This is a genomic window from Halomonas sp. LMYGS-3, from assembly GCF_059509875.1.
In genome coordinates, this window is record NZ_JCAKFQ010000036.1 from 1 (window position 1) to 23,875 (window position 23,875).

The 23,875-nt window shown below is 70.1% G+C and carries 18 protein-coding genes and 1 pseudogene; 7 read left to right on the plus strand and 12 right to left on the minus strand.

Translation table 11 applies throughout. From position 1 onward, the window contains the following. Positions 1 to 766 precede the first annotated feature (766 nt). The 7 genes from AC5W54_RS20505 to AC5W54_RS20535 all read right to left on the minus strand — a co-directional run bounded on the left by AC5W54_RS20505 (position 767) and on the right by AC5W54_RS20535 (position 8,443). Positions 767 to 1,996, minus strand: coding sequence for an MFS transporter (locus tag AC5W54_RS20505; RefSeq protein ID WP_495963954.1), 1,230 nt, complete (start codon positions 1,994 to 1,996; stop codon positions 767 to 769). Beyond that, on the minus strand, positions 1,980 to 2,540 hold the full coding sequence (locus AC5W54_RS20510) for a hypothetical protein (protein ID WP_495963955.1): 561 nt from the start codon (positions 2,538 to 2,540) through the stop codon (positions 1,980 to 1,982). Before AC5W54_RS20510 ends, AC5W54_RS20505 begins: the two co-directional genes overlap by 17 nt. A 140-nt stretch (positions 2,541 to 2,680) precedes the next feature. Further along, positions 2,681 to 4,006, minus strand: a complete 1,326-nt coding sequence (locus tag AC5W54_RS20515; protein ID WP_495963956.1) for a DEAD/DEAH box helicase — start codon at positions 4,004 to 4,006, stop codon at positions 2,681 to 2,683. Between the two features lie 228 nt (positions 4,007 to 4,234). After that, positions 4,235 to 4,732 carry a helix-hairpin-helix domain-containing protein gene (locus AC5W54_RS20520; RefSeq protein WP_495963957.1) on the minus strand — a complete coding sequence of 166 codons (498 nt, stop codon included), beginning with the start codon at positions 4,730 to 4,732 and terminating at the stop codon, positions 4,235 to 4,237. A 61-nt stretch (positions 4,733 to 4,793) separates the two neighbouring features. Next, complete coding sequence (locus AC5W54_RS20525; RefSeq protein WP_495963958.1) at positions 4,794 to 5,396, minus strand: PqiC family protein; 603 nt, start codon at positions 5,394 to 5,396, stop codon at positions 4,794 to 4,796. A gap of 12 nt (positions 5,397 to 5,408) precedes the next feature. Continuing rightward, on the minus strand, positions 5,409 to 7,091 hold the full coding sequence (gene pqiB / locus AC5W54_RS20530; protein WP_495963959.1) for an intermembrane transport protein PqiB: 1,683 nt from the start codon (positions 7,089 to 7,091) through the stop codon (positions 5,409 to 5,411). Next, positions 7,088 to 8,443 (minus strand): PqiA/YebS family transporter subunit, encoded by a 1,356-nt coding sequence (locus AC5W54_RS20535; RefSeq protein WP_495963960.1) that lies wholly within the window; start codon positions 8,441 to 8,443, stop codon positions 7,088 to 7,090. The genes pqiB and AC5W54_RS20535 overlap by 4 nt, the downstream gene beginning before the upstream one ends. 134 nt (positions 8,444 to 8,577) lie before the next feature. Between AC5W54_RS20535 and AC5W54_RS20540 the strand changes: the two are divergent. Further along, positions 8,578 to 8,700 (plus strand): annotated as a pseudogene (locus tag AC5W54_RS20540) (calcium/sodium antiporter); the annotation flags it as partial. Between the two features lie 66 nt (positions 8,701 to 8,766). Here AC5W54_RS20540 and AC5W54_RS20545 read toward each other — a convergent pair. Then, entirely contained in the window at positions 8,767 to 9,216 is a 450-nt protein-coding gene (locus AC5W54_RS20545) for a hypothetical protein (protein WP_495963975.1), read from the minus strand. An 86-nt stretch (positions 9,217 to 9,302) separates the two neighbouring features. Between AC5W54_RS20545 and AC5W54_RS20550 the strand changes: the two genes are divergently transcribed. The 6 genes from AC5W54_RS20550 to AC5W54_RS20575 all read left to right on the plus strand — a co-directional run bounded on the left by AC5W54_RS20550 (position 9,303) and on the right by AC5W54_RS20575 (position 17,450). Next, entirely contained in the window at positions 9,303 to 10,286 is a 984-nt protein-coding gene (locus AC5W54_RS20550) for a calcium/sodium antiporter (RefSeq protein WP_495963961.1), read from the plus strand. Positions 10,287 to 10,569: 283 nt separating this feature from the next. Further along, positions 10,570 to 11,988 carry a cytochrome ubiquinol oxidase subunit I gene (locus tag AC5W54_RS20555; protein WP_495963962.1) on the plus strand — a complete coding sequence of 473 codons (1,419 nt, stop codon included), beginning with the start codon at positions 10,570 to 10,572 and terminating at the stop codon, positions 11,986 to 11,988. A gap of 3 nt (positions 11,989 to 11,991) precedes the next feature. Continuing rightward, positions 11,992 to 12,993: a cytochrome d ubiquinol oxidase subunit II gene (cydB, locus tag AC5W54_RS20560; protein ID WP_495963963.1), complete on the plus strand. Its 1,002-nt coding sequence runs from the start codon at positions 11,992 to 11,994 to the stop codon at positions 12,991 to 12,993. Positions 12,994 to 12,997: 4 nt separating this feature from the next. Next, positions 12,998 to 14,701 carry a thiol reductant ABC exporter subunit CydD gene (cydD, locus tag AC5W54_RS20565; protein ID WP_495963964.1) on the plus strand — a complete coding sequence of 568 codons (1,704 nt, stop codon included), beginning with the start codon at positions 12,998 to 13,000 and terminating at the stop codon, positions 14,699 to 14,701. Beyond that, entirely contained in the window at positions 14,694 to 16,427 is a 1,734-nt protein-coding gene (cydC, locus tag AC5W54_RS20570; RefSeq protein WP_495963965.1) for a thiol reductant ABC exporter subunit CydC, read from the plus strand. Before cydD ends, cydC begins: the two co-directional genes overlap by 8 nt. A gap of 27 nt (positions 16,428 to 16,454) precedes the next feature. Further along, a complete protein-coding gene (locus tag AC5W54_RS20575) occupies positions 16,455 to 17,450 on the plus strand; it encodes an adenosine deaminase (protein ID WP_495963966.1) in 996 nt (331 codons plus the stop codon). 76 nt (positions 17,451 to 17,526) lie between these two features. On the opposite strand, the gene guaD is transcribed toward AC5W54_RS20575, so the two are convergent. The 4 genes from guaD to xdhA all read right to left on the minus strand — a co-directional run bounded on the left by guaD (position 17,527) and on the right by xdhA (position 23,751). Further along, positions 17,527 to 18,846, minus strand: a complete 1,320-nt coding sequence (guaD, locus tag AC5W54_RS20580; RefSeq protein WP_495963967.1) for a guanine deaminase — start codon at positions 18,844 to 18,846, stop codon at positions 17,527 to 17,529. Between the two features lie 120 nt (positions 18,847 to 18,966). Continuing rightward, a complete protein-coding gene (gene xdhC / locus AC5W54_RS20585) occupies positions 18,967 to 19,833 on the minus strand; it encodes a xanthine dehydrogenase accessory protein XdhC (RefSeq protein WP_495963968.1) in 867 nt (288 codons plus the stop codon). Further along, entirely contained in the window at positions 19,833 to 22,304 is a 2,472-nt protein-coding gene (xdhB, locus tag AC5W54_RS20590; RefSeq protein WP_495963969.1) for a xanthine dehydrogenase molybdopterin binding subunit, read from the minus strand. Before xdhB ends, xdhC begins: the two co-directional genes overlap by 1 nt. Continuing rightward, positions 22,288 to 23,751 (minus strand): xanthine dehydrogenase small subunit, encoded by a 1,464-nt coding sequence (gene xdhA / locus AC5W54_RS20595; protein WP_495963970.1) that lies wholly within the window; start codon positions 23,749 to 23,751, stop codon positions 22,288 to 22,290. Before xdhA ends, xdhB begins: the two co-directional genes overlap by 17 nt. Positions 23,752 to 23,875 lie beyond the last annotated feature (124 nt).

Here is a 23,875-nt window from a genome sequence, read left to right on the forward strand (position 1 = left end):
GACCGAAGCCTGGCGGAAGGCGAGCCAATCACGATGCTGAAACCATCGACTGGAGAGCCGTGTGCGGGAGAACCGCACGCACGGTTCGGAGGGCGGGGAGGCTAAGCCTTCCCGACCCCTATCAGGCAGGGAAACTACCAGCCGTCGGAGCAAAGCTCCTGCCAGGCTGGGAAACTACCCCCCTGTGGAAGCCAAACTCCCACAAGCGGCTCCGGCGGTTGTCTGCCGGGTGGGCGGCTACCGCCGAGGCGCCTGCGGCGCCAATCGCTCGGCGGAGCCAAGCTCCCACAGGCAGGGAAACTACCAACCGTCGGAGCAAGGCTCCTGCCAGGCTGGGAAACTACCCCCCTGTGGGAGCCACGCTTTGCGGGGCGATTCGCCGCGCAGCGGCGCTGGGCGGTCATCGACCAGGTTGGCGGCTACCGCCGAGGCGCCTGCGGCGCCAATCGCTCGGCGGAGCCAAGCTCCCACAGGCAGGGAAACTACCAACCGTCGGAGCAAAGCTCCTGCCAGGCTGGGAAACTACCCCCCTGTGGGAGCCACGCTTTGCGGGGCGATGCGGCGCGCAGCGGCGCCGGCGGTTGTCTGCCCCGTCAGCGGCTACCGCCGAGGCGCCTGCGGCGCCAATCGCTCGGCGGAGCCAAGCTTCCACAGGCAGGGAAACTACCAGCCGTCGGAGCAAAGCTCCTGCCAGGCTGGGAAACTACCCCCCTGTGGAAGCCAAACTCCCACAAGCGGCGCCGGCGGTTGTCTGCCGGGTGGGCGGCTACCGCCGGGTCACCAGTCGTCCGTCCTCGTCGATCTCCAGGCGCCGGTTGCGTCCGGCCAGCCAGGCGAAGCCGGCGGCCATGGCGGTCACCAGCAGCAGCACCAGGGTCAGGGCGGGCAGGCCGACCTCGAGCTGCAGCATCATGCCGACGCCCAGGGGGCCCAGAGCCGCCAGGGTGTAGCCGCCGCCCTGGGCGAGCCCGGAGAGCTTGCCGGCCAGCCGCGAGTTGCCGGTGCGCAGCACGATCAACGTCAACGCCAGGCTGAAGCTGCCGCCCTGGCCGAGCCCCAGCAGCACCACGCCGGCCCAGCGCCAGCCGACCGGGCCCAGCAGCAATAGCCAGAGACCGGCGGCCACGCAGCCGAGCACCAGCAGCAGGGCGGGGCGCTGGTCGCGCCCCAGCCGTGCCAGCCAGGGGGCACCCAGGGCAGAGACCAGTTGCACCATCACCGAGGCTCCCATCATCCAGCCGGCCTCGGCCTCGCCGTAGCCGCGGGCCACCAGCAGGGTCGGCAGCCAGCCGAAGACGATATAGGCCAGCGACGACTGGGAGCCCATCAGCAGCATCACCTGCCAGGCCAGCGGCTGGCCGAGCAGGTCGCGCATCGAACCGGCGGCTCCCGGCATCGGCACCGGCGCCTGGCGCCGCGGCGCCAGTGCCTGCCAGGCCACCAGGGCCAGGACGGTGAGGGCCGACCAACTGGCCAGGCCGGCATGCCAGCCGCCCAGGGCGTTCGCCAGAGGGATGCTGAGGCCGGCGCCCAGCGCGCCGCCGAGGCACAGCGCCATGGTATAGACGCCGGTCATCAGGTCGGCGCCGGCGGGCAGCTCGCGCTTGACCAGCGCCGGCAGCAGGGTGCCGGCCACGCCGATCGCCGCCCCGACCAGCAGGGTGCCGCCGAACAGCAGGGCGGCGAACGGGACGCCGCGCAGCAGCAGGCCGCCGGCCAGCATCAGCAGGGCGGCGGCGAGGGTGCGCTCGGGGCCCAGACGCTTCGCCAGCCAGGGCGCCAGCGGGGCGAAGAGGCCGAGACAGAGTACGGGCAGGGTGGTCAGGGCACCGATGGCGAGCGGCGAGAGGCCGGTATCCTGCTGGATACGGGTCAGCAGCGGCGCCAGGGACGAGAGGGCCGGGCGCAGGTTGAGCCCCACCAGCACCATCAGCATGATGAAGGTCGCCACCGTCCGACGCCGGTCGGCGGCGTATCGTTCAGTGGTCGTCGTCATGTCGCCACTCCCTGTGCTGGCCGGAGGATCGCCACTTGCCGTCGTCGTGCTGGTCCCGCTTGGGCACGATGCGGGGGTCGTCCTCCAGGGCATCGGCCGGGCGGAAGTCGACCACTCTGGTGAGCCGGAGGGGCTCCTGGTCGACGCGATGGCGAATGCCCGAGACGTCCTCGCTGCTGACCAGGCCGGCGGGGCTGCCATGGGGACCCACCTGGGCGACGAGGCGGCCTTCGTGGGTCCAGCAGCGCTGGGGGACCTTGGCGACTCGCCAGTCCCGCCCCCGCCAGCGGGCATGCCCGTCGGGCAGCAGCTGAAGCTCCTCGACGGGGACGAGGGCCGCGAACAGCCGCGCATTGAGGATCACCCCGCTGCCGGCCATGTGGACCGCGCCCTGGAAGGTCCCGCTGGCCAGCGCCGCGAGTGCCGCCTTGCGCTTCAGGCGCGTTCTCAGGGTTCCCAACCCGCAGAGGTGGATGAGGTCGGGGTCGAGTTGCTTGATCGCCCAGACCTCGAGGGATGCCTTGCCCAGCAGACGCTTCAGCATGGCCGCGTCATTCCCGTTGGCGGCCTGCCTCGCCGCCGGCGTCGTGGTGCTGAGGGCGTGAGTCCATGGTCACTCCTGACGCATTCCCGGTAGAGAACGGCTTACATTCGCATATCACGATGCAGTTCGCCAGTGCCTCGTCAGGCCTGACGGGATCCCTGGCCGCGACTGCGCCGACGGCGCGGGGCACGGGCCTCGTCGCCGCTGCGGTTGCCGTCGCGTCCGGCATTGCCGCGATTGCCGGCGTTGCCGCGGCGCGCCTGGTCCTGCGAGCGGCCGTTGCGCCCGCCGCGTCCACCTCGCCCGTTCTCGATCGGCTCCGGCTTGGCATTGGGATCGGGCTCGAAGCCCGGCTCGATACGCTTCTGGAGGTCGCGCTTGATCAGCCGCTCGATGCCCTTGAGCAGGCCGTGCTCGTCGACGCAGACGAGCGATACCGCCTGGCCCTCGCTGCCGGCACGCCCGGTGCGGCCGATGCGGTGGACATAGTCCTCGGCGACGTTGGGCAGCTCGAAGTTGACCACATGGGGCAACTCGCTGATGTCGAGGCCGCGGGCGGCGATGTCGGTGGCCACCAGTACCTGCAGGTCGCCGGTCTTGAAGGCCGCCAGTGCCTTGGTGCGTGCCGACTGGCTCTTGTTGCCGTGGATCGCCATGGCCGGGATGTCCTGCTTGGACAGCTGTTCGGCCAGCCGATTGGCGCCATGCTTGGTGCGGGTGAAGACCAGGACCTGGTGCCAGCGGTGCGCGGTGATCAGGTGGGCGAGCAGCTCGCGCTTCTTCTCGCGGTCGACGCGGTAGATGGCCTGGTCGACGGTCTCGGCGGTGGTGTTGCGGCGCGCGACCTCGATCATCGCCGGGTCGTCGAGCAGCTTGTTGGCGAGCTGCTGGATCTCGTCGGAGAAGGTCGCCGAGAACAGCAGGTTCTGACGCTTGGCGGGCAGGACCCGCAGCACCTTCTTGATGTCGTGGATGAAGCCCATGTCGAGCATGCGGTCGGCTTCGTCGAGCACCAGGATCTCGACCTTCGACAGGTCCACGTGCCTCTGCTGGTGCAGGTCGAGCAGTCGGCCGGGGGTCGCCACCAGGACGTCGAGGCCGGGGCGGATGGCATCGACCTGGGGCTGCTGACCGACGCCGCCGAAGATCACGTGGGAGCGCAGCTTCAGGTGGCGGCCGTAGTCGGCCACGCTCTCGCCGACCTGGGCGGCGAGCTCACGCGTGGGGGTCAGCACCAGGGCGCGGATCTGGCGAGCGCCGGGGCGTGCCCCACCGGCCAGCCGCTGCAGCAACGGCAGGGTGAAGCCGGCGGTCTTGCCGGTGCCGGTCTGGGCACTGGCCAGCAGGTCGCCGCCCGCCAGCACGGCGGGTATCGCCTGGCGCTGGATCGGGGTGGGAACGGTGTAGCCCTGTTCTTCGACAGCGCGAAGCAGTTCGGCACGCAGGCCGAGTTCGGAAAATGTCATGCGGTCTCCGCAGAAACGCCCCCGCTCGCGCCACGCACGCGAAGCGGCGTGGCCAGTCCCGGGCCGGGGCGTGAAAAAGGAATCTGGCGCGGCAGGAGGGACCCGCGATCGCCGCGAGGGGGCATTATGCCAGATCCCGGCGAGTAATACAGCTCTCGTCCGGAGACTCAGCCGGGCAGGACCTGCGCGGCGTCCCTCGCTATGGCAACTGCGTTTGCCCCGGGAGGCTCAGGGCGCCGGCCGATGGAGGTTGGCCTTGATGCGCGCCAGGATGGTGCCGCCCAGGCCTTCGATCTCGTCGAGCGCCTCCGGCTCGAGGGCGCGCAGCTGTTCGAGGTTGCTGATGCCGTGGGCGAACAGTCGGCGGGCGCTGGCCGTGCCGATGCCCTCCAGGGCGGTGAGCCCCTGGGCATGACGGTCGATGAAGGCCGTGCGCGCCCTGTCGTCCAGGGCGTCGCAGGCTCCCTGGTGATAGAGCTCGCAGGCCAGGCGGTCGACGCTGCTGCGAACGTCGTCGAGCATCGGCAGGTCGATGAAGTCGAGGCGCTGGGCGAGCGCCTCGATGCGCGCCAGCGCCTCGACGGCGTCGTCGAGACCGGCGAGCGCGGTGGGCGGGCTCTCGGTGGCCAGAACAGTCAGCAGCGCCTCGCGGGCCTGCTGTGCGAGGGCCTGGAGCTCGAGGGCAATGGCATGACGGGACGAGGACTCCCGAGCGGTCTCGTGCATGGTGACATCCCTGTGTGCGGTCGTCTTCCAAGCGTAGTGCATGGCCGGCCGGCGGGGGAGGTCAGCGCTGCCGACGTACCGCCGCGGCGATCTGGTCGGCGACCCTGTCCCAGCTGCGGCCCAGGGCGCGGACCAGGGCCGGGTAACCGTCGGCGTCGAGCTCGGTCTCGACCCGGAAGCCGTCCATGGCCAGCAGGCGGCCGTCGCCGGCACGCAGCTGCCACTGACCGCCGGCCACCGCCAGGCCGTCGTGGCGGCCCTGGAAGCGGTCGACTTCGAGGCGCAGGCTGATCGCCCCCGTGCCGCGGTCGCTGCCGTCGTCGAGCAGCACCCGGGTGTCGGTCAGGCGGGTGGCCAGGCGGGCCCGGAGGCCGCGCTCGAGCTGGCGGCCCAGGGCCTCGGCCCACTGGTGCTCCCTGGCCTCGACCAGGGTGATGTCGTCGAGCTGGTAGACGATGCCGTCCACGTCCAGGTAGTGGGCGAGCCGCGGCGGCCGTACCAGCAGCAGGTGCTCGGCGGTGCCGTCGGCCGGGGCGGCGGCCATGCTGCCCTCGGGCAGGGTGTAGCGGGTGGCGGGGGAGCTGGCGGTGGCGCAGCCGGTCAGCCAGAGCAGCGCAATGGCGGCGATCGACCAGTGCCTCGTCGTCTCGAGCTGGAGTCTCATGGGCATCCTTCCTCAGGGGGCTCGTCGCGGTGCCCGCGGCTGCGGGTCTTGCGTGTCCAGATTGTCGAACAGCAGGGCGCGGGGGTTCTCGCTCAGGGTACGCGCCACCGGCTGCAGGTCGCGCATCAGCCGGTCGAGACGCTCCACGGCGCCGCTCAGCTCCTGGAAGGCGGCGGACTCCGGCGACAGCCCCTGCAGGGTCTGGCGCAGTTCCTCGAGGGTGGCGTTGAGGTTGGCCGGCATGCCCCGGGTGTCGGGATCGTCGAGCACGCCCTGCAGCGAGGCGGAGAGCTCGCGTACCTCGCCGAGCATCGCCTCGGACGCCGACAGGTTGCGGTCCAGGCCGGCGAGCAGCGGCTCGATGTCGAGCCCGTTGAGCTTGTCGAGCAGGTCGGTGACCTGGGACTCGATCCGGGCGAAACCGCCGGAGGTGGTGGGGAAGACGCTGCGTTCGGCGAAGGTCTCGGCCCTGAACTCGCCGGCCAGGTCGCGGTGGAAGTTGAGGTCGACGAACATCGCGCCGGTCAGCAGGCTGCCGCTCTTGAGCGAGGCGCGCAGGCCGAAGCCGAACAACCGGTCGAAGCGCTCGCGCCACTCGTCGAGGTCGAGTTCCTCGCCGGTGACGCCGATCCGCTGGGGCTCGATGCGGATCAGCACCGGGATGGTGAAGCGCGAGCGGGAGTCGGGCTGGGGGGCGGAAAAGTTCCAGGGCACCGCGGCCACGGTACCGATGCGCACGCCGCGGAACTCCACCGGCGCGCCGCGGGAGAGCCCGCGAACCGTGTCGTCCACCAGCAGCACGAACTCGAGGTAGCGGTTGAAGGTGCCCTGGCGGGCGGCATCCTCGTCGGCATAGAGGGTGAAGGTGACGTCGGGCTGCACCGGCCTGCCCACCGGCAGCTCCTCGGGGACGCCGAAGGCGACGCCACCACCGAGCAGCGCCTCGAGCGACTCGACGTTGACCCGGATCCCCTCGGTGTCGAGGCGCAGGTCGATGCCGCTGGCCGACCAGAAGCGCGTGGCGTCGGTGACCAGGGTGGCGTAGGGCGCCTCGATGAACACCCGGTGCTGCATGCGACGGGTCTGGGGGTCGAACTGGGCGTCCTCGATCCGACCCACGGTGTAGCCCTGGTAGGTCACCGGATCGCCGACCCGCAGTGAATTGCCCAGGTGGCTGACCAGGTTGATGCGCAGGCCGTCCGCGCCGGCGGGGGCCACCGGTGGTTGGTCGCTGACCTGGAACTCGCGTGAGGTGCGCTCGCTGGTGCCCGGCTCGAGCTGGATGTAGGCCCCGGAGAGCACCGTGCCGAGGCCGCTGATCCCCTCGCGACCGATGCGCGGCTTGACCACCCAGAAACGGCTGTCCTCGACCAGCATGGCCTCGGTGTCGGGGCTCATGCGGGCGGTGATCACGGCGGTGGCGAGGTCGTCGGAGAGGTTGACGCGCTCGACCCTGCCGACCTCGACGTTGCGGGTCTTGATCAGGGTGCTGCCGGCCTCGATGCCCTCGGCGTTGGCCATGACCAGGGTGATCTGCGGGCCGCGGCTTCGGTAGTTGTCGTAGACCAGCCAGGCGCCGATCAGGATCGCCACGATTGGCACGATCCAGATCGGCGACAGCCGGGCCTGGGGTGAGGCCTTGGCGCGGTGCAGGTCCCGTTCGGGGGCGTCGTCGGCGCGCGGGGAGTCGCTCATCCGGGGGTTCCTCGTCCAGTGCTGCTGGGTGCTGCCCGGGACTCGTGTGGCAGGGGCGCGTCCCAGAGCAATCGGGGGTCGAAGGTCATGGCAGCCAGCATGGTGATCACCACCACGGAGCCGAAGGCCAGGGCGGCGGGCCCGGGGGTGATCGACATCAGCGAGCCGGCGCGGATCAGCGCCACCAGGATGGCCACGACGAAGACGTCCACCATCGACCAGCGGCCGATGAATTCGGTGAGCCGGTAGAGCCGCGTGCGGGTCACGGCATTGAGCTCATTGCTGCGCTCCACCACCAGGCAGAGCCAGGAGAGGGCGACCAGCTTGCCCACCGGGACGATCACGCTGGCGACGAAGATCACCAGGGCCACCGGCCAGGACCCCATCTGGATCAGCTCGACGATGCCACCGATGATGGTGGAGGGGGAGCTCTGGCCGAGGCTGGTGGTGGTCATGATCGGATAGACATTGGCGGGAATGTACATCATTGCGGCCGCGGCAAGCAGTGCCCAGGTGCGCTGCAGGCTGTGGGGCAGGCGGGACTGGAGTCGTTCACCGCAGCGCCGACAGTGGCCGGCCTCCAGACGGTTGACCAGCCCGCAGGTGGCGCAGCCGGCAAGCCCCTGGGGGGCGGCGGGTTCGCCGGTGCGTGCCCCCTCCGGGGCGCGGGGTTCGCCGGCCAGCGAGAACCACATCCAGTCCGAGTCGATGGACTGGGTGGTGAGCAGCAACAGCAGGGCGAAGGCGCAGAAGGCCCAGAATGACATGCCGAGCTCGACCTCAGCCATGCCGGCGATCTTGATCAGGCTCACCAGGGCCCCGATGATGAAGACGTCGGCCATCATCCAGGGGTTGAGGTGGGCCAGCGAGCGGGCGATGCTGCGACTGGCCGTCAGCGGTTCGCCCCGCAGCAGGCCCAGCTGGAGCCATATCACTCCCAAGAGATAGACCGCCGGCAGCACGATGATGGTGAGGATCACCGCGATGGCGACGACGGGTTGATGGAAGCCGATCAGGGTGGTGGCGGTCTGGGACAATTCGATGCGGTTGCCGATGCCCCCGACGCTGAAGCTGACGAAGGGAAAGGAGACCGCCATGGACAGGGCGAGCAGCGCCGAGAGGGCCAGCGCCATGCTGCGCTGGGCCGGCCGGAAGTGACGCTTGACCAGGGTGTGGCCACAGCGCGGACAGTCGGCCTTCTCGCCGGGGCGAAGCGGTGGCAGGGCCACCAGCCAGTCGCACTCGTGGCAGGCGCGCAGGCGTCGACGCGAGGTGCGCACCTCCGGCGGGGAGCGATCCACCAGGGGGTCGCCCCGAGGCAGGGCCGGGACTCGAATGTAACGCTTGGGCACCGCGGCAGTCACTCTCCTGAAATGGTCGATCCGGGGGCGGCCGGACCCTCGTCAGCTGGTAAGAAAGTGTGACACGTTGGCCCGGACGACACCATAGACAAACATGCACCCCTGAATGTTCCCGCGGGACTCTCGTGATGCTTCCTGCAATGGCGTTGGTGGCGGGACGGGTCCTGCTGGTATGGCGTGCCGAGCGCTTCGTCGACGGGGCGGCGGCGACCTCCCGACGGCTGGGGCTCTCGCCGCTGCTGATCGGCAAGCGCCAAGGGCAGAGGGCAGCATGGAGCCCGCAGGGCGGCATCCGAGACGAGACAAACGCGATATCAGCCGCTCGCCAGGCCGCGGTAAACGCTGGCCGCGCTGATGCCGAACGCGATGTGCGCGGCGAAGGTGATCCAGTCGCGCGCGACCTCGAACCAGGGGAACACGGCGGTAAAGCCGTACAGGTTGATCGCGAACAGTGCCGCCCCGAACGCAGCGCCGATCAGCAGCGCAGCACCCAGGCGCCGCCGCGCGACCAGCGCCGCGACGATCAGGCCATAGACGATCGACAGGGCGAAGTGCACCAGCGTCGCCACCGCGAACACGCTGGCGGCGAATGACGCCGGTGGCGACAGCACCTCGGGGCCGAGAATGATGGCCGCGGCCAGCCGCGCGTCGCGGTACAGTATCTCGGGCAGTGGCTGCTGGAACAGCGCCCACAGCATCACTTGCACCACGGTCGCCGCGATGCCGGCAGCGATGCCCGCCAGCACGGCGGCGCGCCAATTCATGGTGTGGAATCTCCGCAGAGAGACACGTTGACGTTACCCATACCATAGGCAAACATGCGCCTTTGCATGTACCAGGGACGAGACGAATGATACTTCCGGCGGTAGCGGTGATGGCGGGGTTGATCCTGTTGGTGTGGAGCGCCGAACGCTTCGTCGACGGGGCGGCGGCGACCTCCCGACGGCTGGGGCTCTCGCCATTGCTGATCGGGATGCTGGTGATCGGCTTCGGCACCTCGGCACCGGAGCTGATGGTCTCGGCGCTGGCGGCGGGGCAGGGCAACCCCGGCCTGGCCCTGGGCAACGCCTACGGCTCCAATATCGCCAACATCGGCCTGATCCTCGGGCTGGTGGCGCTGATCTCGCCGCTGGCGGTGCACTCGGGCGTGATTCGTCGCGAACTGCCGGTGCTCGGCGGCGTGACCCTGCTCTCGGCGCTGTTGATGTGGGGCGGGGTGATCGGCCGCTGGGAGGGGGGGCTGCTGCTGGTCCTGCTGGCCGGCTTCATCGGCGTCAGCATCTTTCAGGCCCAGCGTGATCGAGCCGATCCCCTGGCGGCGGAGACGGAGGAGAGCCTGGCGGTGCATCCCATGTCGCTGGGCGCCGGGCTCGCCTGGACCGGCATCGGCCTGGTGCTGCTCGTGGTCAGCTCGCGGATCCTGGTGTGGGGGGCGGTGGCCATCGCCCAGGGGTTCGGCGTCAGTGACCTGATCATCGGCCTGACGGTGGTGGCGGTGGGTACCTCGCTGCCGGAGCTGGCGTCGTCGATCAGCGCCCTGCGTCGACATGAGCACGACCTGGTGCTGGGCAACGTGGTGGGCTCGAATCTCTTCAATACCCTGGGCGTGGTGGGACTGGCGGCGGTGATCACCCCGATCCAGGTGGGCACCGAGGTGCTGTTGCGCGACTGGAGCCTGATGACGGCCATGACCGCGATGATGGCGGTGTTCGCCCTGGGCTGGCGGGGGCGCCCGGGGCGCATCAATCGCCTCGAGGGTGCCGTGTTGCTGACGATGTTCGTGGCCTATACCAGCTGGCTGGTGCACCTGGTGCTGCAGGGGGGGCAGGTCTGACCGTCTGGCTGCGACAACGCGACACAGCGGCAATCGACGCGTCGTTCGGCATCATGTCCCGGGACGATGTCGCAAACTGCCCAAAGCGCCCTTAGGTGGATCATCGGCGGGATGCGTCATGGTCTCCCCGTCCCTGAGCTAGGCTAGACGGGACGAGCTGTCGAGGTGGAATGCGTCACGGCGGGGCTGGGTCAGCGCCGGGCCGGAGGCACAACAAGCACCCGCGGGTGCGATCGCATCCCTCGCGACCCCCTGAACCCATCGCAGCGACGAGGCATGCGCCATGGAACTGGATCCCCTGTTGTTGTCGCGATTGCAATTCGCCTTCGTGGTCTCCTTCCACGCCATCTTTCCGGTGTTCACCATTGGTCTGGCGTCCTACATCGCCGTGCTCAACGGCCTCTTCTATACGACGAACAACCCGGCCTGGGATCGTCTGGCGATGTTCTGGACCCGCGTCTTCGCCGTGGTGTTCGGCATGGGCGTGGTCTCGGGCATCGTCATGTCCTTCCAGTTCGGTACCAACTGGAGCAACTTCTCGCTGGCGGCCTCCAACTTCCTGGGGCCGATGCTCAGCTACGAGGTGGTCACTGCCTTCTTCCTCGAGGCGGCCTTCCTCGGCGTCCTGCTGTTCGGGCGCGGCAAGGTCCCCCAGGGCGTGCATCTGTTCGCCGCCCTCATGGTGGCCATCGGGACCTTCATCTCGTCGTTCTGGATTCTCTCGGCCAACAGCTGGATGCAGACACCGGCCGGCGCTGAGCTGATCGACGGCCGTTTCCGTATCACCGCCTGGAGCGAGGCAATCTTCAACCCCTCCTTCTGGTACCGCTTCACGCACATGGTGATGGCGTCGTTTCTCACCGGCGGCTTCGTGGTGGCCGGGGTCAGCGCCTGGTACCTGCTGATCCGCCGCGACGTGGAGGCCAACCGCAAGGCGCTCTCCATGTGCCTGTGGCTGCTGCTGGTGTTGACCCCGGCCCAGGCGCTGGTAGGAGACTTCCACGGCCTCAACACCCTCGAACACCAGCCGGTCAAGGTGGCGGCGATGGAGGGCAACTGGGAGACCCGCTCCCATGTGCCGCTGCTGCTCTTCGCGATCCCCGATCAGGAGGCCCAGACCAATCGCTTCGAGATCGGCATCCCGAGCCTTGCCAGCGTCATCCTCAAGCACGACCCGAGCGGGGTGGTGCCGGGCATCAGCGAGGCGCCACCCGAGGAGCAGCCGCCGGTGGCCATCGTCTTCTGGTCGTTCCGGGTCATGGTCGCGATCGGCTTCTTGATGATCGGTGTGGCGCTGACCGGCCTCTGGCTGCGCCGCGGTGGCCGGGTCTACGAGCATCGTGGCTTTCTGCAATTGCTGCGGGGGATGACCGTGACGCCCTTCATCGCCGTGCTGGCGGGCTGGATCGTCACCGAGACGGGCCGGGCCCCCTGGCTGGTCTACGGCATGATGAGCCACGCCGAGGGGCTGACGCCGTCGCTCACCGGCGGCATGGCGCTGTTCACCCTGATCGGCTACGTGCTGGTCTATGCCGTGGTGTTCTGGGCCGGGGTCTACTACCTCACCCGGGTGGTGCGCAACGGGATGCTGCCGGAAGCACTGCACGCGACCGTGGACGGCGACGTCGAGCGTCCCAAGCGCCCGCTCTCGGCCGCCCATACCCCCTTCGAGCAGGATGCCGCCCCGACCTGGAGGAAATGAGCCATGGAAATGTTCGACCTGTCACTGATCTGGGCACTCATCATCGGTTTCGGCGTGATCATGTACGTGGTGATGGACGGCTTCGACCTGGGGGTGGGAATTCTCTTCCCCTTCGCCCCGGACGAGGACTCCCGGGACGTGATGATGAACTCGGTGGCGCCGGTGTGGGACGGCAACGAGACCTGGCTGGTGCTGGGGGGGGCCGGCCTGCTGGGCGCCTTCCCGCTGGTCTACTCGGTGTTCCTCCCGGCCCTCTACATCGGGGTCTTCCTGATGCTGGCGGGATTGATATTCCGCGGCATCGCCTTCGAGTTCCGCTTCAAGTCGCACCGCAACCGCCACTGGTGGAACCGCGCCTTCTGCTGGGGCTCGGCGGTGGCGGCCTTCGCCCAGGGCGTCGTGGTGGGCGCCTACATCCAGGGCTTCGCGGTGGTGGACTTCGTCTACGTCGGCGGTGCCCTGGACTGGTTGACCCCCTTCACCGTGCTCACCGGCCTGGGACTGATGGCCGGTTATGCGCTGCTCGGCGCTACCTGGCTGATCCTCAAGAGCGAGGGGCACGTGCAGGCGTGGGCCTATCGCATCACACCACCGCTGCTGGCCGCGGTGCTCACGGTATTCCTGATCATCAGCCTGTGGACTCCCTTCGTGAACCCGGATGTCTGGGCACGCTGGTTCGACCATATCCAGCTGATCTGGATCCTGCCCGGCCTGGCCCTGCTGTGCGCCTTCGTGGTATTCCGTTCGGTGCAGCGGCGCAGCGAGGGGCTGCCCTTCGTGGCGACCCTGGGTGTCTTCATCTTCACCTACCTGGGCCTGGTGGTCAGCAAGTGGCCGGTGATCGTACCGCCCCACTACACCATCTGGGATGCCGCCTCGGCACCCGAGTCACAGCTCTTCCTGCTGATCGGGGTGCTCTTCGTCATTCCCATCGTGCTGGCCTATACCGCCTGGACCTACTGGGTCTTCCGCGGCAAGGTCAAGGTGGGCGAGGGCTACCACTGAACTTATGGCGGAATCCACAGCTGCCGGCGCTGTGCTGACCCCGCGGCGCTGGCTCGATGAACTGGCCGCTCGCGAGCGTCGCCTGCTGGGTCTGGCCACGCTGGCCGGGGTGGCGGCCGGTGGACTCACCCTGATACAGCTGGCGGCACTGGCCTGGCTGGTGTCGGAGCTGGTGGTGGCGGCGCGTGCCCCGGGCGAGCTGTGGCCGGGCTTCCTCGTCCTGGTGGCGGTGTTGCCGCTGCGAGCCCTGGCCCAGTGGGGGCAGGAGACGGCCGGGCTCGAGGCCAGCCTGCGCATCCGCCGACGGGCGCGCGCGGCGTTGCTCGACCACCTGGCGCGGCTGGGCCCGGTGCGCCTGGCCTCGCGCCACTCGGCGACGCTGGCCAATCAACTGGTGGAGCAGGTGGAGGCGCTGGACGGTTACTTCGCCCGCTTCCTGCCCCAGCTGCGCCTGGCCCTGGCGCTACCGCTGCTGATCCTGGCGATGGTGGTCTGGCTCGACTGGCTGGCGGCACTCTTCCTGCTGTTCTCGGCCCCCCTGATCCCGCTGTTCATGGCGCTGGTCGGCATCGGGGCGGAGCGCCTCAACCGCGATCAGTTCGCCGCCGTGGCCAGGTTGTCCGGGCACTTCATCGATCGGGTACGGGGCATCGCCACCCTGCAACTGTTCGGGCGCACCCGGGAGGCTACCGCCGAGGTGCACGCCGCGGCCGATGACTACCGGCGCCTGAGCATGCGCACCCTGCGCCTGGCCTTCCTCTCGTCGGCGGTGCTGGAGTTCTTCGCCGCCGTGGCCATCGCCGTGGTGGCGATCTATGTGGGCTTCGGCCTGCTGGGTTATATCGACTATGGCCCCTCGCCCGAGCTGACCCTCTTCTCCGGTCTGCTGGTGCTGCTGTTGGCGCCGGAGTTCTTCCAGCCTCTGCGCACGCTGTCGCAGCACTATCACGACCGGGCCGCGGCACTGGGAGCGGCCGATGGCCTGGTGGCGCTGCTCGACGAGACGCCGGACCCGGTGCGCGCCGGCGGTGGCGGGGCGTCGGCGGCGTCGTCGGGCGAGCTGATCGGCCTGCACGCCGCCACGGTGGCCTACCCGGGGCGAGGGTGCGTGCTGGGGCCGCTCGACCTGGCGTTGCGGCCGGGCGAGGTGCTGGCGATCACCGGGCCGTCCGGGGCGGGCAAGTCGACCCTGCTGCAGCTGCTCGCCGGCTTCGTCGGGCCCGGCGAGGGCGAGCGGCGGCTGGGCGAGGGCCTCTCCTTCGCCTGGATGGACCAGCGCCCGCTGCTGATCCAGGGCACCCTGGCCGACAACCTGCGCCTGGCGGCCCCCGCGGCCGATGAGCCCGCCATGCTGACGGCACTCGGCCGGGCGGGCCTCGGCGAGCTGGTGGCGGTCCTGCCCGAGGGCCTGGCGACACCGCTGGGCGAGCGTGGGACCGGGCTCTCGGGCGGGCAGGCCCAGCGCCTGGCCCTGGCCCGGGTGTTCCTGTCACCGGCGCCGCTGGTGCTGCTCGACGAGCCTACCGCCAGCCTGGACGCCGACACCGAGGCGCGGGTGGTCGAGGCTCTGGTCGACCTGGCCGGTGCGGGGCGCACCCTGGTGATCGCCACCCACCACCCGGCGCTGATGGCGCTGGCCGATCGTCGGCTCGAGGTGGTCGAGGGGCGCCTGGCCGAGGCGCCGGCGCAGGAGGTGCGGCATGACTGAGCCCCGTCGCGGCGGCGGCCTGGGCACCACCTTCGCCCCCTGGCTGCGCCTGCTCGACAGGCGGCGGGGGCGGCTGGCGGCGGGGGCGGCCCTGATGGCCCTGACGCTGTTCTCGGCCGTCGGCCTGCTGGCGCTCTCCGGCTGGTTCATCACCGCCAGCGGGGTGACGGGGTTGCTGCTGGCGGCGGGGCTGGCCGCCAGCCTGGAGGTCTACGCGCCCGGCGGCGGCATCCGCGCCTTCGCCGTGACCCGCACCGTGTCGCGCTATCTCGAGCGCCTCTACAACCACGATACCGTGCTGCGGCTGCTGGCCGACCTGCGCGGCCGGCTGTTCGGCGTGTTGGCGGGGCTCGACGACCGGGCGCTATCGCGGCGCCGGGCCAGCGACTGGCTGCACCGGCTGACCGCCGACATCGACACCCTCGATGGCCTCTACCTGCGGCTGCTGGCCCCCCCGGCGGTCGCGGCGCTGGCGCTGCTCGGGCTGAGCGGCTTCCTGGCCCTGTGGTCGCCCGCGGCCGGTGCGGCGGTGATCGTGCTGCTGGGCCTGGCCCTGACCTGGATCACCCTGGGCCAGGCGCGTCTCGGCATGGCGATGAGCCACCGCCAGGTCGCCGATCTGGAACGACTGCGCGGGCGGCTGATCGAGCAGGTGCAGGGCCTCGCCGAGCTCGAGGCCTATGGCAGCCTGGCGGACCATCGCCGTCGGCTCGCGATCATCGAGGCGCGCTTCGCGGCCGATCAGCGCCGGCTCGGGCGGCGGGCGGCGCTGGGCAATGCCCTGGTCGGGGTAATGGTCGGGGCGACCCTGGCGTCGGTCCTGTGGCTGGCGGCCCTGGCCCATGACGCCGGGGGGCTCTCGGGGCCGCTGATGGTGATGATGGCGCTGGCGGTGCTGGCGACGAACGAGGCCCTCGCGGCGCTGCCCATGGCCTTCACCCGCCTGGGGGCGACCCGGGCCGCCGCCGAACGGCTCAATGCCCTGGAGTCGGCCCGGGCCCCTGTCGTCCCGGGTGGGGGGACGCCGCCGCGGGGCGCGCTCGGGGTGTCCCTGGAAGCGGTGACGCTGCACTATCCCGGTACCCTGGCGCCGGCGCTGGACCGACTCGACCTGACCCTGGCGCCGGGGGGGCGGCTGGTGATCTGCGGCGCCTCGGGGGCCGGCAAGTCCAGCGTCGCTGCCCTGCTGAGCGGCCGGCTCGAGGCCACTGCGGGACGGGTCTGCCTGGCGGGCATCGAGATCGCGTGGCTATCGTCCGACCGGCGGGCCGAGCGGGTGGCGGTGCTGACCCAGCGGGTCGATCTGTTCGACGACAGCCTGGCCGCCAACCTGCGCATCGCCGATCCGGTGGCGGATACGGCGCGCCTGTGGCAGGCCCTGGCGGCGGTGGACCTCGCCGACTGGGCCGAGGCGTTGCCCCGGGGCCTCGAGACCCGGGTCGGGGAGGGCGGCCGCCAACTCTCCGGCGGGCAGGCGCGCCGCCTCGCGCTGGCCCGGCTGGCGTTGCGCGACCCGGGCCTGGTGATCCTCGACGAGCCCTTCGCCGGCCTGGATGCCGACACGGCCAGCCGACTGTCACGCTGGCTGGATCGCTGGCTGGTCGGCCGCACGGTGGTCTATCTGGTGCACCAACTCGGCGGCGAGGTCGAGCCCCCCGGCGTCGACAGGGCGTTGACCCTGAAAGACGGGAGGCTTTGCGCAAACGGTCGGTTTATTTCAGGATAAGATAAACGACCGTGAGCGAGGTGAGTCGTGCGTGATTTCCTGAAGCGCCTGCCCAAGGCCGAGTTGCATCTGCATATCGAGGGCTCGCTCGAGCCCGAGTTGATGTTCGCGCTGGCCGAACGCAACCGCGTCCGACTGCCCTATGCCTCGGTGGAGCAGGCGCGTGCGGCCTATGATTTCAACGACCTGCAATCCTTTCTCGATCTCTATTACCAGGGCATGAGCGTGCTGCGCACGGCCGAGGATTTCCATGACCTGGCGATGGACTACTTCCGCCGTGCCAGTGCCGAGGGGGTAGTGCATGTCGAGATGCACTTCGACCCCCAGGCGCATCTGGCCCGGGGCATCGAGCTGCCGGTGGTGATGGAGGGGCTCTCGCTGGCGCGCCGCGAGGCCGAACGCCAGTTGGGCCTCTCCACCGCCTTGATCATGGCCTTCCTGCGCGACCGTCCCGCCGAGGAGGCGATGCGGGTGCTGGAGAACGCCGCGCCCTACTGGGAGATGCTCGATGCAGTGGGGCTCGACAGTGCCGAGCGCGGCAATCCACCGGCGAAATTCGTCGAGGTGTTCGAGCGGGCCCGAGTGCTGGGGATCCCGCGGGTGGCCCATGCCGGGGAGGAGGGGCCGCCGGCGTACATTCTCCAGGCCCTGGACCGGCTCGATGTCTGCCGCATCGACCATGGCGTGCGTTGCCTGGAGGATCCGGCGCTGGTGGCGCGGCTGCGCGACGCGGGTATCGTGCTCACCGTCTGCCCGCTCTCCAACGTGCGCCTCAAGGTGGTCGAGCGGATCGAGGATCACCCGCTGCCGCAACTGCTCGAGGCCGGGTTGCGGCTGACGATCAACTCCGACGATCCGGCCTATTTCGGCGGTGGCGTGCTCGACAACTACCTGGCCTGCCACCAGGCCTTCGGCTGGTCGAGGGAGGTCTTCATCGAACTGGCCGGCACCGCCATCGAGGCGGCCTTCATCGGCAACGAGCGCCGCCTGGCGTTGCGCCGCCAGTTGGCTGAAAGCGCCTGAGGACGTAGCCGGAGCGCTGCGGGGCGAACGGCGGCGACTCGTTGCGAAAAGCCCCCGGATGGCCGGGGGCGATTCCTTACCCTTCGCGACGGTGTTGACGACGACCGTCGGCCCAGGTTTCCAGCACATGGCGATCGTCGCCGAGCATCATCAGGGCGAAGAGGCGCTCGGCGAGCGTCCGGCAGCGGGCATGGCGCCGGGCCAGCAGTGGGGTCGCCTCCGGGTCGAGGACCACGAAATCGGCCTCCATGCCCGGCGCCAGGCGCCCGATGCGATCGTCCAGTGACAGGGCCCGGGCGTTGCCGAGCGTCAGGCCGAAGAGGCCCTGCCAGGCGGTGAGGGGCTGGCCACGCAGCTGGCCCACCTGGTAGGCGGCCTTGAGCGTCGCCAGTCCCGACAGGTCGGTGCCGCCGCCGACGTCGCTGGCATAGGTGATGGCGAGCCCCGCCTCGCGGGCCGCCAGCCGGTCGAACAGGCCGCTGCCGAGAAACATGTTGGAGCTGGGACAGAAGGCGAGATTCGCCCCGCGTTCGGCGAGCCGGTCACGCATCGCCCGGTCGAGGTGGATGCCATGGGCGAAGGTGCTGCGTGGACCGACCAGGCCGGACTGTTCGTAGACCTCGAGGTAGTCGCGGCTGTCGGGGAACAGCTCGGCCACCCAGTCGAGCTCGCCGGTGTTCTCGGCGAGGTGCGTCTGCAGCCAGAGCGTCTCGTCGTTGCGCATCAGCCCACCGGTGGCGTCGAGCTGGGCGCGGGTGGAGGTGGGGGCGAAGCGCGGGGTCAGGCTGTAGCCGAGCCGGCCCTTGCCGTGCCAGTCGCCGATCAGCCGCTCGCTGTCGCGGATGCCGCCCTCGGTGTCGTCGGTGAGCGCCTCGGGGGCGTGGCGATCCATCAGTACCTTGCCGGCGAGCATGCGCAGCCCGCGCCGATGGCTGGCGCCGAAGAAGGCGTCCACCGAGACCGGATGGCTGGAGCAGAACACCTGGGCGGTGGTGGTGCCCACCCGCAGCAGCTCGTCGAGGAAGGCCTCGGAGAGCGCCTCGGCGTGTTCGCGCCGGGCGAAGCGACACTCCTCGGGGAAGGTGTAGTCGTTCAGCCAGTCGAGGAGCTGGCGACCGTAGGAGGCCATGATCTCCAACTGGACATAGTGCACGTGGCTGTCGATAAAGCCGGGGGTAATCAATTTTCCCCTATGGTCGATGACTTCCACCCCCTCGGGCAGCTCGGGGGCCAGCCTGGCGTAGTCGTCAACGGCGCGGATGCGGCCGTTCTCCAGCCACAGCGCGCCATCCTCGAGATGGCGGACGCTGCCCTTGGCCGGGGTATCGTCCTCGCCGGGGTCGGCATCGAAGCTCAGCAGTTCGGCGCGCAGCACACGCGAGTCGGTCTTGGTCATGGTCTCGGACTCATCATTCCTTGGGTCATCGGGCTGATCCGGCGCCCCTGGCTCAGCAAACTTTGGGGTCTGACCCCACAGGAAACTTAGCAAACTTTGGGGTCTGACCCCACAGGAAACTTAGGAAAAGAGTGGGCGCAGCTCGGCGGGGTCTAGGCCACGCTGGTCGCCGCGTTCGGGCGTCTCGACCAGCGGCAGCAGCTCGGCGATGGCGGCGATGGCGATGGCATAGGGAGTCTTGTCGCCTCCCGAGTGGCCGATCGGGCAGCGCACCGTCGCCAGGGCTTCATCCCCATGACCGGCATCCGTCAGGCGCGAGCGGAAGCTGGCCCACTTGCTCTTCGAGCCGATCAGGCCCAACGACGCGGTGTCGCCGCGCGCGAGCAGGGCGTCGACCAGGGCGCGATCCTCGGCGTGGTCGTGGGTCAGCACCAGGGCGTGGACGCCGGCCGGCAGGTCTGCCACGGCGGCCCCGGGATCCGGGGCGTGGCGGCACTCGAGTCGCGGCTGGTCGGCGGCCCAGTCGGGGAAGGTGTCGTCGCGGCTGTCGTGCCACAGCACGCGCCAGGGCAGCGGGGCGGCCAGGTGCACGAGCTCTCGGCCGACGTGGCCGGCGCCGAAGATGGCCAGCGTCGTGGTGCTGCCGGGGAAGACCTCGATCAGCACGTTGACGAAGCCGCCACAGCACTGGCCGCTGCGCCCGCCCAGCGCGAAGGCCTCGAGGGTCATGCCGGGCGCGGCCTGTCCATCGGGGCTCGCCAGGCGCCGGCGTGCCGCCTCGATGGTCTGCCACTCGAAGGTGCCGCCGCCGAGGGTGTCGAACACCTCGTCGGCGGTGATCACCATCCGTGCCCCGGGCTCCCGAGGCGTTGAGCCGGCGCTGGTGACCTGGGTCGCCAGGGCATGGGGCAGGCCGTCGCGCTGCAGCCGGTGCAGGGCCGCATGCCAGCTCTCGGGGCGCTGCCGCGGTTCGGGACGCGAAGCCATCACGCCTTCTCCTTCTCCAGCGGCCAGGGATCGTGCCGCGAGCGCACCGCCTCGGCGGCGAGCAGTACCCGCTCCGGGGTGGCCGGGGCGTCGAGCCGCGGCGCATCGCCGTAGTCGGCGAGGCTCGCCAGGGCGTCGCGCAGCGCCGACCATACCGCCATGCCGAGCATGAAGGGCGGCTCGCCCACCGCCTTGGAGCGGTAGATGCTGGCCATGGAGTTGGGGTGGCCCTCGAGCAGCTTGACGTTGAACACCGGCGGCAGGTCGCCATAGGTGGGGATCTTGTAGGTGGCCGGGCCATCGGAGATCAGCCGACCCGCCTCGTTCCACTTCAGCTCCTCGCTGGTCAGCCAGCCCATGCCCTGGATGAAGCCGCCCTCGACCTGGCCGAGGTCGATGGCCGGGTTCAGCGAGTCGCCGACGTCGTGCAGGATGTCGACCCGGTCGACCTGGTACTCGCCGGTGAGGGTGTCGACGCTGACCTCGGCCACGGCGGCGCCGTGGGCGTAGTAGTAGAAGGGCCGCCCCTTGCCGGTCTGTCTGTCGTAGTGGATCAGCGGGGTGGCGTAGAAGCCCTTCTCGGAGAGCGAGATGCGGGCGAGATACGCCGCCTGTACCAGCTCGCCCCAGGGGATGCGCCGCTCGCTCTCGCCAACGCCTGCCACCAGGTGGCCGGCCTCCAGGCGCATGCCCTCGCGGTCGAGCCCGCCGAGCTCGGCGAAGAAGTGCTCACTGGCGAAGTCGAACAGCCGCTCCTTGAGCTTCACGCAGGCGTCGCGGGCGGCATGGCCGTTGAGGTCGGCGCCGCTGGAGGCGGCGGTGGGCGAGGTGTTGGGCACCTTGTCGGTGCGGGTGGCGGTGATGCGTACCGTGTCGAGGTCGAGTGCCAGTTCCCGGGCCACCACCTGGCAGATCTTGGTGTGCAGCCCCTGGCCCATCTCGGTGCCGCCGTGGTTGATCATCACGCTGCCGTCGGTATAGACGTGCAGCAGGGCGCCGGCCTGGTTGAGGTGCTTGGCGGTGAAGGAGATGCCGAACTTCACCGGGGTCAACGCCAGCCCCTTGCGAATGACCGGGCTCTCGGCATTGAACTCGGTAATCGCCCGACGGCGGGCCCAGTAGTCGCTGCTGGCCTCCAGCTGCTCGACCAGGTCGTGGAGCAGGGCGACCTGGTCCACGGTCTGGCCGTAGTGGGTGACGTTGCGCCCTTCGCGGTAGAGATTGCGCTTGCGCACGGTGAGCGGGTCCTCGCCGATGCGCCGGGCGATGTCGTCCATGGCCGCCTCGATCACCATCATGCCCTGGGGGCCGCCGAAGCCGCGGAAGGCGGTGTTGGAGGCGGTATGGGTACGGGCACGGTGGCCGGTGACCCGGGCGTCGCCCAGGGAGTAGGCGTTGTCCGAGTGGAACATGGCGCGGTCGACGATGGCCTCGGAGAGGTCCGGCGAGTAGCCGCAGTCGCCGATCACGGTGATCTCGCCGCCGAGCAGTACGCCGCGCTCGTCGACGCCCAGCCGGTAGCGGTTGTGGAAGGGATGGCGCTTGCCGGTGACGCGCATGTCGTCGGCCCGCGGCAGGCGAACGCGGGCGGTGCGCCCGGTACGCCGGGCGATCAGGGCGGCGATGCAGGCCCAGGGCGAGGCCTGGGTCTCCTTGCCGCCGAAACCGCCGCCCATGCGGCGCATCTCCACGGTGACGGCGTGGAAGGGGATGCCGAGCACCTCGGCGACCAGCTTCTGGGTCTCGCTGGGGTGCTGGTTGGAGGTGTAGACCACCACGCCCTCGTCCTCGGTGGGGGTCACCAGGCAGGCCTGGCCCTCGAGGTAGAAGTGCTCCTGGCCGCCGACGAACTGCTCGCTCTCGACCACATGAGCCGCCTCGGCGAGGGCCCCCTCCCAGTCGCCGCTTTCCTGCACGTGGGTGGGCCGCACGACCTCGCCGCGCTCGGCGGCGGCCACCGGGTCGAGGCTCGCCGGCCGCTCGTCGATCTCCACCACCGCGGCGCGCACCGCCTCCCGGGCGGCGCGGTGACTCTCGGCGGCCACCGCGAACAGTACCTGGCCGACGTAGCTGATCTCGTCCTCGACGAAGATCGGGTCGCCGGGGAAGACCGGGCCGATATCGGTATGGCCGGGCACGTCGGCGATGGCGATGACGTCGACCACGCCGGGCATGGCGCGCACCTGCTCCAGGTCGAGGCGGGTCAGGCGACCGTGGGCCACCGGCGAGAGGCCGAGCGCCACGTGCAGGCAGTCGGCCGGGGCCTTGAGGTCGTCGATATAGGCGGCGCGCCCGGTGACATGCTTGACCGCGCTCTCGTGGGCGCTGGCGCTACCGGCGGCGCCGCGGGTGGCGGGCGCCTGTGTCCCGCGGGAGTCGGCTTCCGGTACCCGGACCTCCTCCTCGAGGCGGCCTTCCAGCGGCTCACGGGCCCCGGCGGAGGTGGAGGAAATATCAGTGAGCGTACGCATGGAGCATCACCTCCCGGTCGGCGTTGGACGGCTGCTGCGCCGGGTTGTCACGAAGCAGTACCAGGCGCAGGCGTTCGAGCAGGTTGGCGGCGGAGAGCCGGCGGTAGTGGGCGCTGCCGCGAACGTCGCTCATGGGCTGGAAGTCTTCCACGAGCGCCAGGCGGGCGGCCTGGAAGGCGGCGGCGGAGGGCGGCTGGCCCTCCAGCGCCGCCTCCGCGGCCTCGGCGCGCTTGGGAATCGCGGCCATGCCGCCGAAGGCCAGACACACGTCGCGCAGCACGCCATCCTCGAGTCTCCAGCTGAAGGCGCCGAGTACTGCGGAGATGTCGTCCTCTCTGCGTTTGGACAGCTTCCAGACCTTGAGGTGTCGTCCCGGTTCGGGGCGCGGCAGGAAGATCGCGCGGATCGCTTCGCCCTCGCCCAGGGCGGTCTTCTTGTAGTCGAGGAAGAAGTCCTCGAGCGGCAGCTTGCGCTCGCCCGCGGGGCCGACCAGCCACAGCCGCGACGCGAGAGCCAGCAGCACCGGCGGGGTGTCGCCGATGGGCGAGGCGTTGGCGATGTTGCCGCCCAGGGTGCCGCGGTTGCGCACCTGGGCCGAGCCCAGGCGGTGCAGCAGGTGGGCGAAGGGCTCGAAGTGCTCCTCGAGCAGCGGCTCGAGGCGCGAATAAGTGACGGCGGCGCCGATCCACCAGCCGGGCCGGCCGTCGTCGAGGGTGGCCTCCTCGATGGTGTTGAGTTCGGCGACCCGTGTCACGTCGATCAGCCGCTCGAAGCGCTCGAGGCGCTGGGTGACCTCGAGCCAGAGGTCGGTGGCGCCGGCCACCAGCCGTGCGTCGGGATGGCGGCGGCGCAAGTCGACCAGCTCCGCCAGGGTGGTGGGCTGGGCGAAGTCAGCCTCGTCCTTCGGCGTGGCCGGCTGCGGGGCCGCGGCATCGAGCCACATCGGGCGCTGCTCGGGGTGCTCGCCCATGGTCAGGGCGGCGTCGCGGATCGGCCGATAGCCGGTACAGCGGCACAGGTTGCCGCCCAGCGCCGCCTCGAGGCGCTGGGGCGTCAACGGCGCCGGGGCGCGATGCTGCTCTTCGTGCAGCGTGAACAGCGACATGACGATGCCCGGGGTGCAGAAGCCGCACTGGCTGCCGTGACACTCGACCATGGCGGCCTGGGCCGGGTGGAGTCGCTCGCCGTCGGCCAGCCCCTCCACGGTGACCAACTGACGGCCGTGGAGCTGATGGGCCGGCGTGATGCAGGCGTTGGCGCTGTGGTAGCGAACCTGGCCGTCGGGCCCGGTTTCCCCGATGGCCACGGTGCAGGCGCCGCAGTCACCGGAGGCGCAGCCCTCCTTGGTGCCGGTCTGGCCGAGCGTCTCGCGCAGCAGCTCGAGGACGCTGGTGTCGGACGGAACCTCGCAGCGGCGGGGCTGCCCGTTGAGCAGGAAATCGATCATCGCCTTGTCTCTTGTTGATTGTCTCTTGTTGATGTGGGTGACAGATGCCGTTCAGGTGTTGACCATTTGGTCAGGATGTTTCCAGCATGGTTCAGAATCGCTCGCTTTGCAAGCCCGTTTGCAC

What these genes read in the sequence shown, in the direction of transcription:
- AC5W54_RS20525 (WP_495963958.1), bottom strand. Translation starts at nt 5,396, where the DNA reads ATGAGACTCCAGCTCGAGACGACGAGGCACTGGTCGATCGCCGCCATT.
- xdhC (WP_495963968.1), bottom strand. Translation starts at nt 19,833, where the DNA reads ATGGCTTCGCGTCCCGAACCGCGGCAGCGCCCCGAGAGCTGGCATGCG.
- AC5W54_RS20555 (WP_495963962.1), top strand. Translation starts at nt 10,570, where the DNA reads ATGGAACTGGATCCCCTGTTGTTGTCGCGATTGCAATTCGCCTTCGTG.
- pqiB (WP_495963959.1), bottom strand. Translation starts at nt 7,091, where the DNA reads ATGAGCGACTCCCCGCGCGCCGACGACGCCCCCGAACGGGACCTGCAC.
- xdhB (WP_495963969.1), bottom strand. Translation starts at nt 22,304, where the DNA reads ATGCGTACGCTCACTGATATTTCCTCCACCTCCGCCGGGGCCCGTGAG.
- AC5W54_RS20550 (WP_495963961.1), top strand. Translation starts at nt 9,303, where the DNA reads ATGATACTTCCGGCGGTAGCGGTGATGGCGGGGTTGATCCTGTTGGTG.
- AC5W54_RS20510 (WP_495963955.1), bottom strand. Translation starts at nt 2,540, where the DNA reads ATGCTGAAGCGTCTGCTGGGCAAGGCATCCCTCGAGGTCTGGGCGATC.
- AC5W54_RS20515 (WP_495963956.1), bottom strand. Translation starts at nt 4,006, where the DNA reads ATGACATTTTCCGAACTCGGCCTGCGTGCCGAACTGCTTCGCGCTGTC.
- xdhA (WP_495963970.1), bottom strand. Translation starts at nt 23,751, where the DNA reads ATGATCGATTTCCTGCTCAACGGGCAGCCCCGCCGCTGCGAGGTTCCG.
- AC5W54_RS20520 (WP_495963957.1), bottom strand. Translation starts at nt 4,732, where the DNA reads ATGCACGAGACCGCTCGGGAGTCCTCGTCCCGTCATGCCATTGCCCTC.
- AC5W54_RS20545 (WP_495963975.1), bottom strand. Translation starts at nt 9,216, where the DNA reads ATGAATTGGCGCGCCGCCGTGCTGGCGGGCATCGCTGCCGGCATCGCG.
- guaD (WP_495963967.1), bottom strand. Translation starts at nt 18,846, where the DNA reads ATGACCAAGACCGACTCGCGTGTGCTGCGCGCCGAACTGCTGAGCTTC.
- cydB (WP_495963963.1), top strand. Translation starts at nt 11,992, where the DNA reads ATGGAAATGTTCGACCTGTCACTGATCTGGGCACTCATCATCGGTTTC.
- AC5W54_RS20505 (WP_495963954.1), bottom strand. Translation starts at nt 1,996, where the DNA reads ATGACGACGACCACTGAACGATACGCCGCCGACCGGCGTCGGACGGTG.
- cydD (WP_495963964.1), top strand. Translation starts at nt 12,998, where the DNA reads ATGGCGGAATCCACAGCTGCCGGCGCTGTGCTGACCCCGCGGCGCTGG.
- cydC (WP_495963965.1), top strand. Translation starts at nt 14,694, where the DNA reads ATGACTGAGCCCCGTCGCGGCGGCGGCCTGGGCACCACCTTCGCCCCC.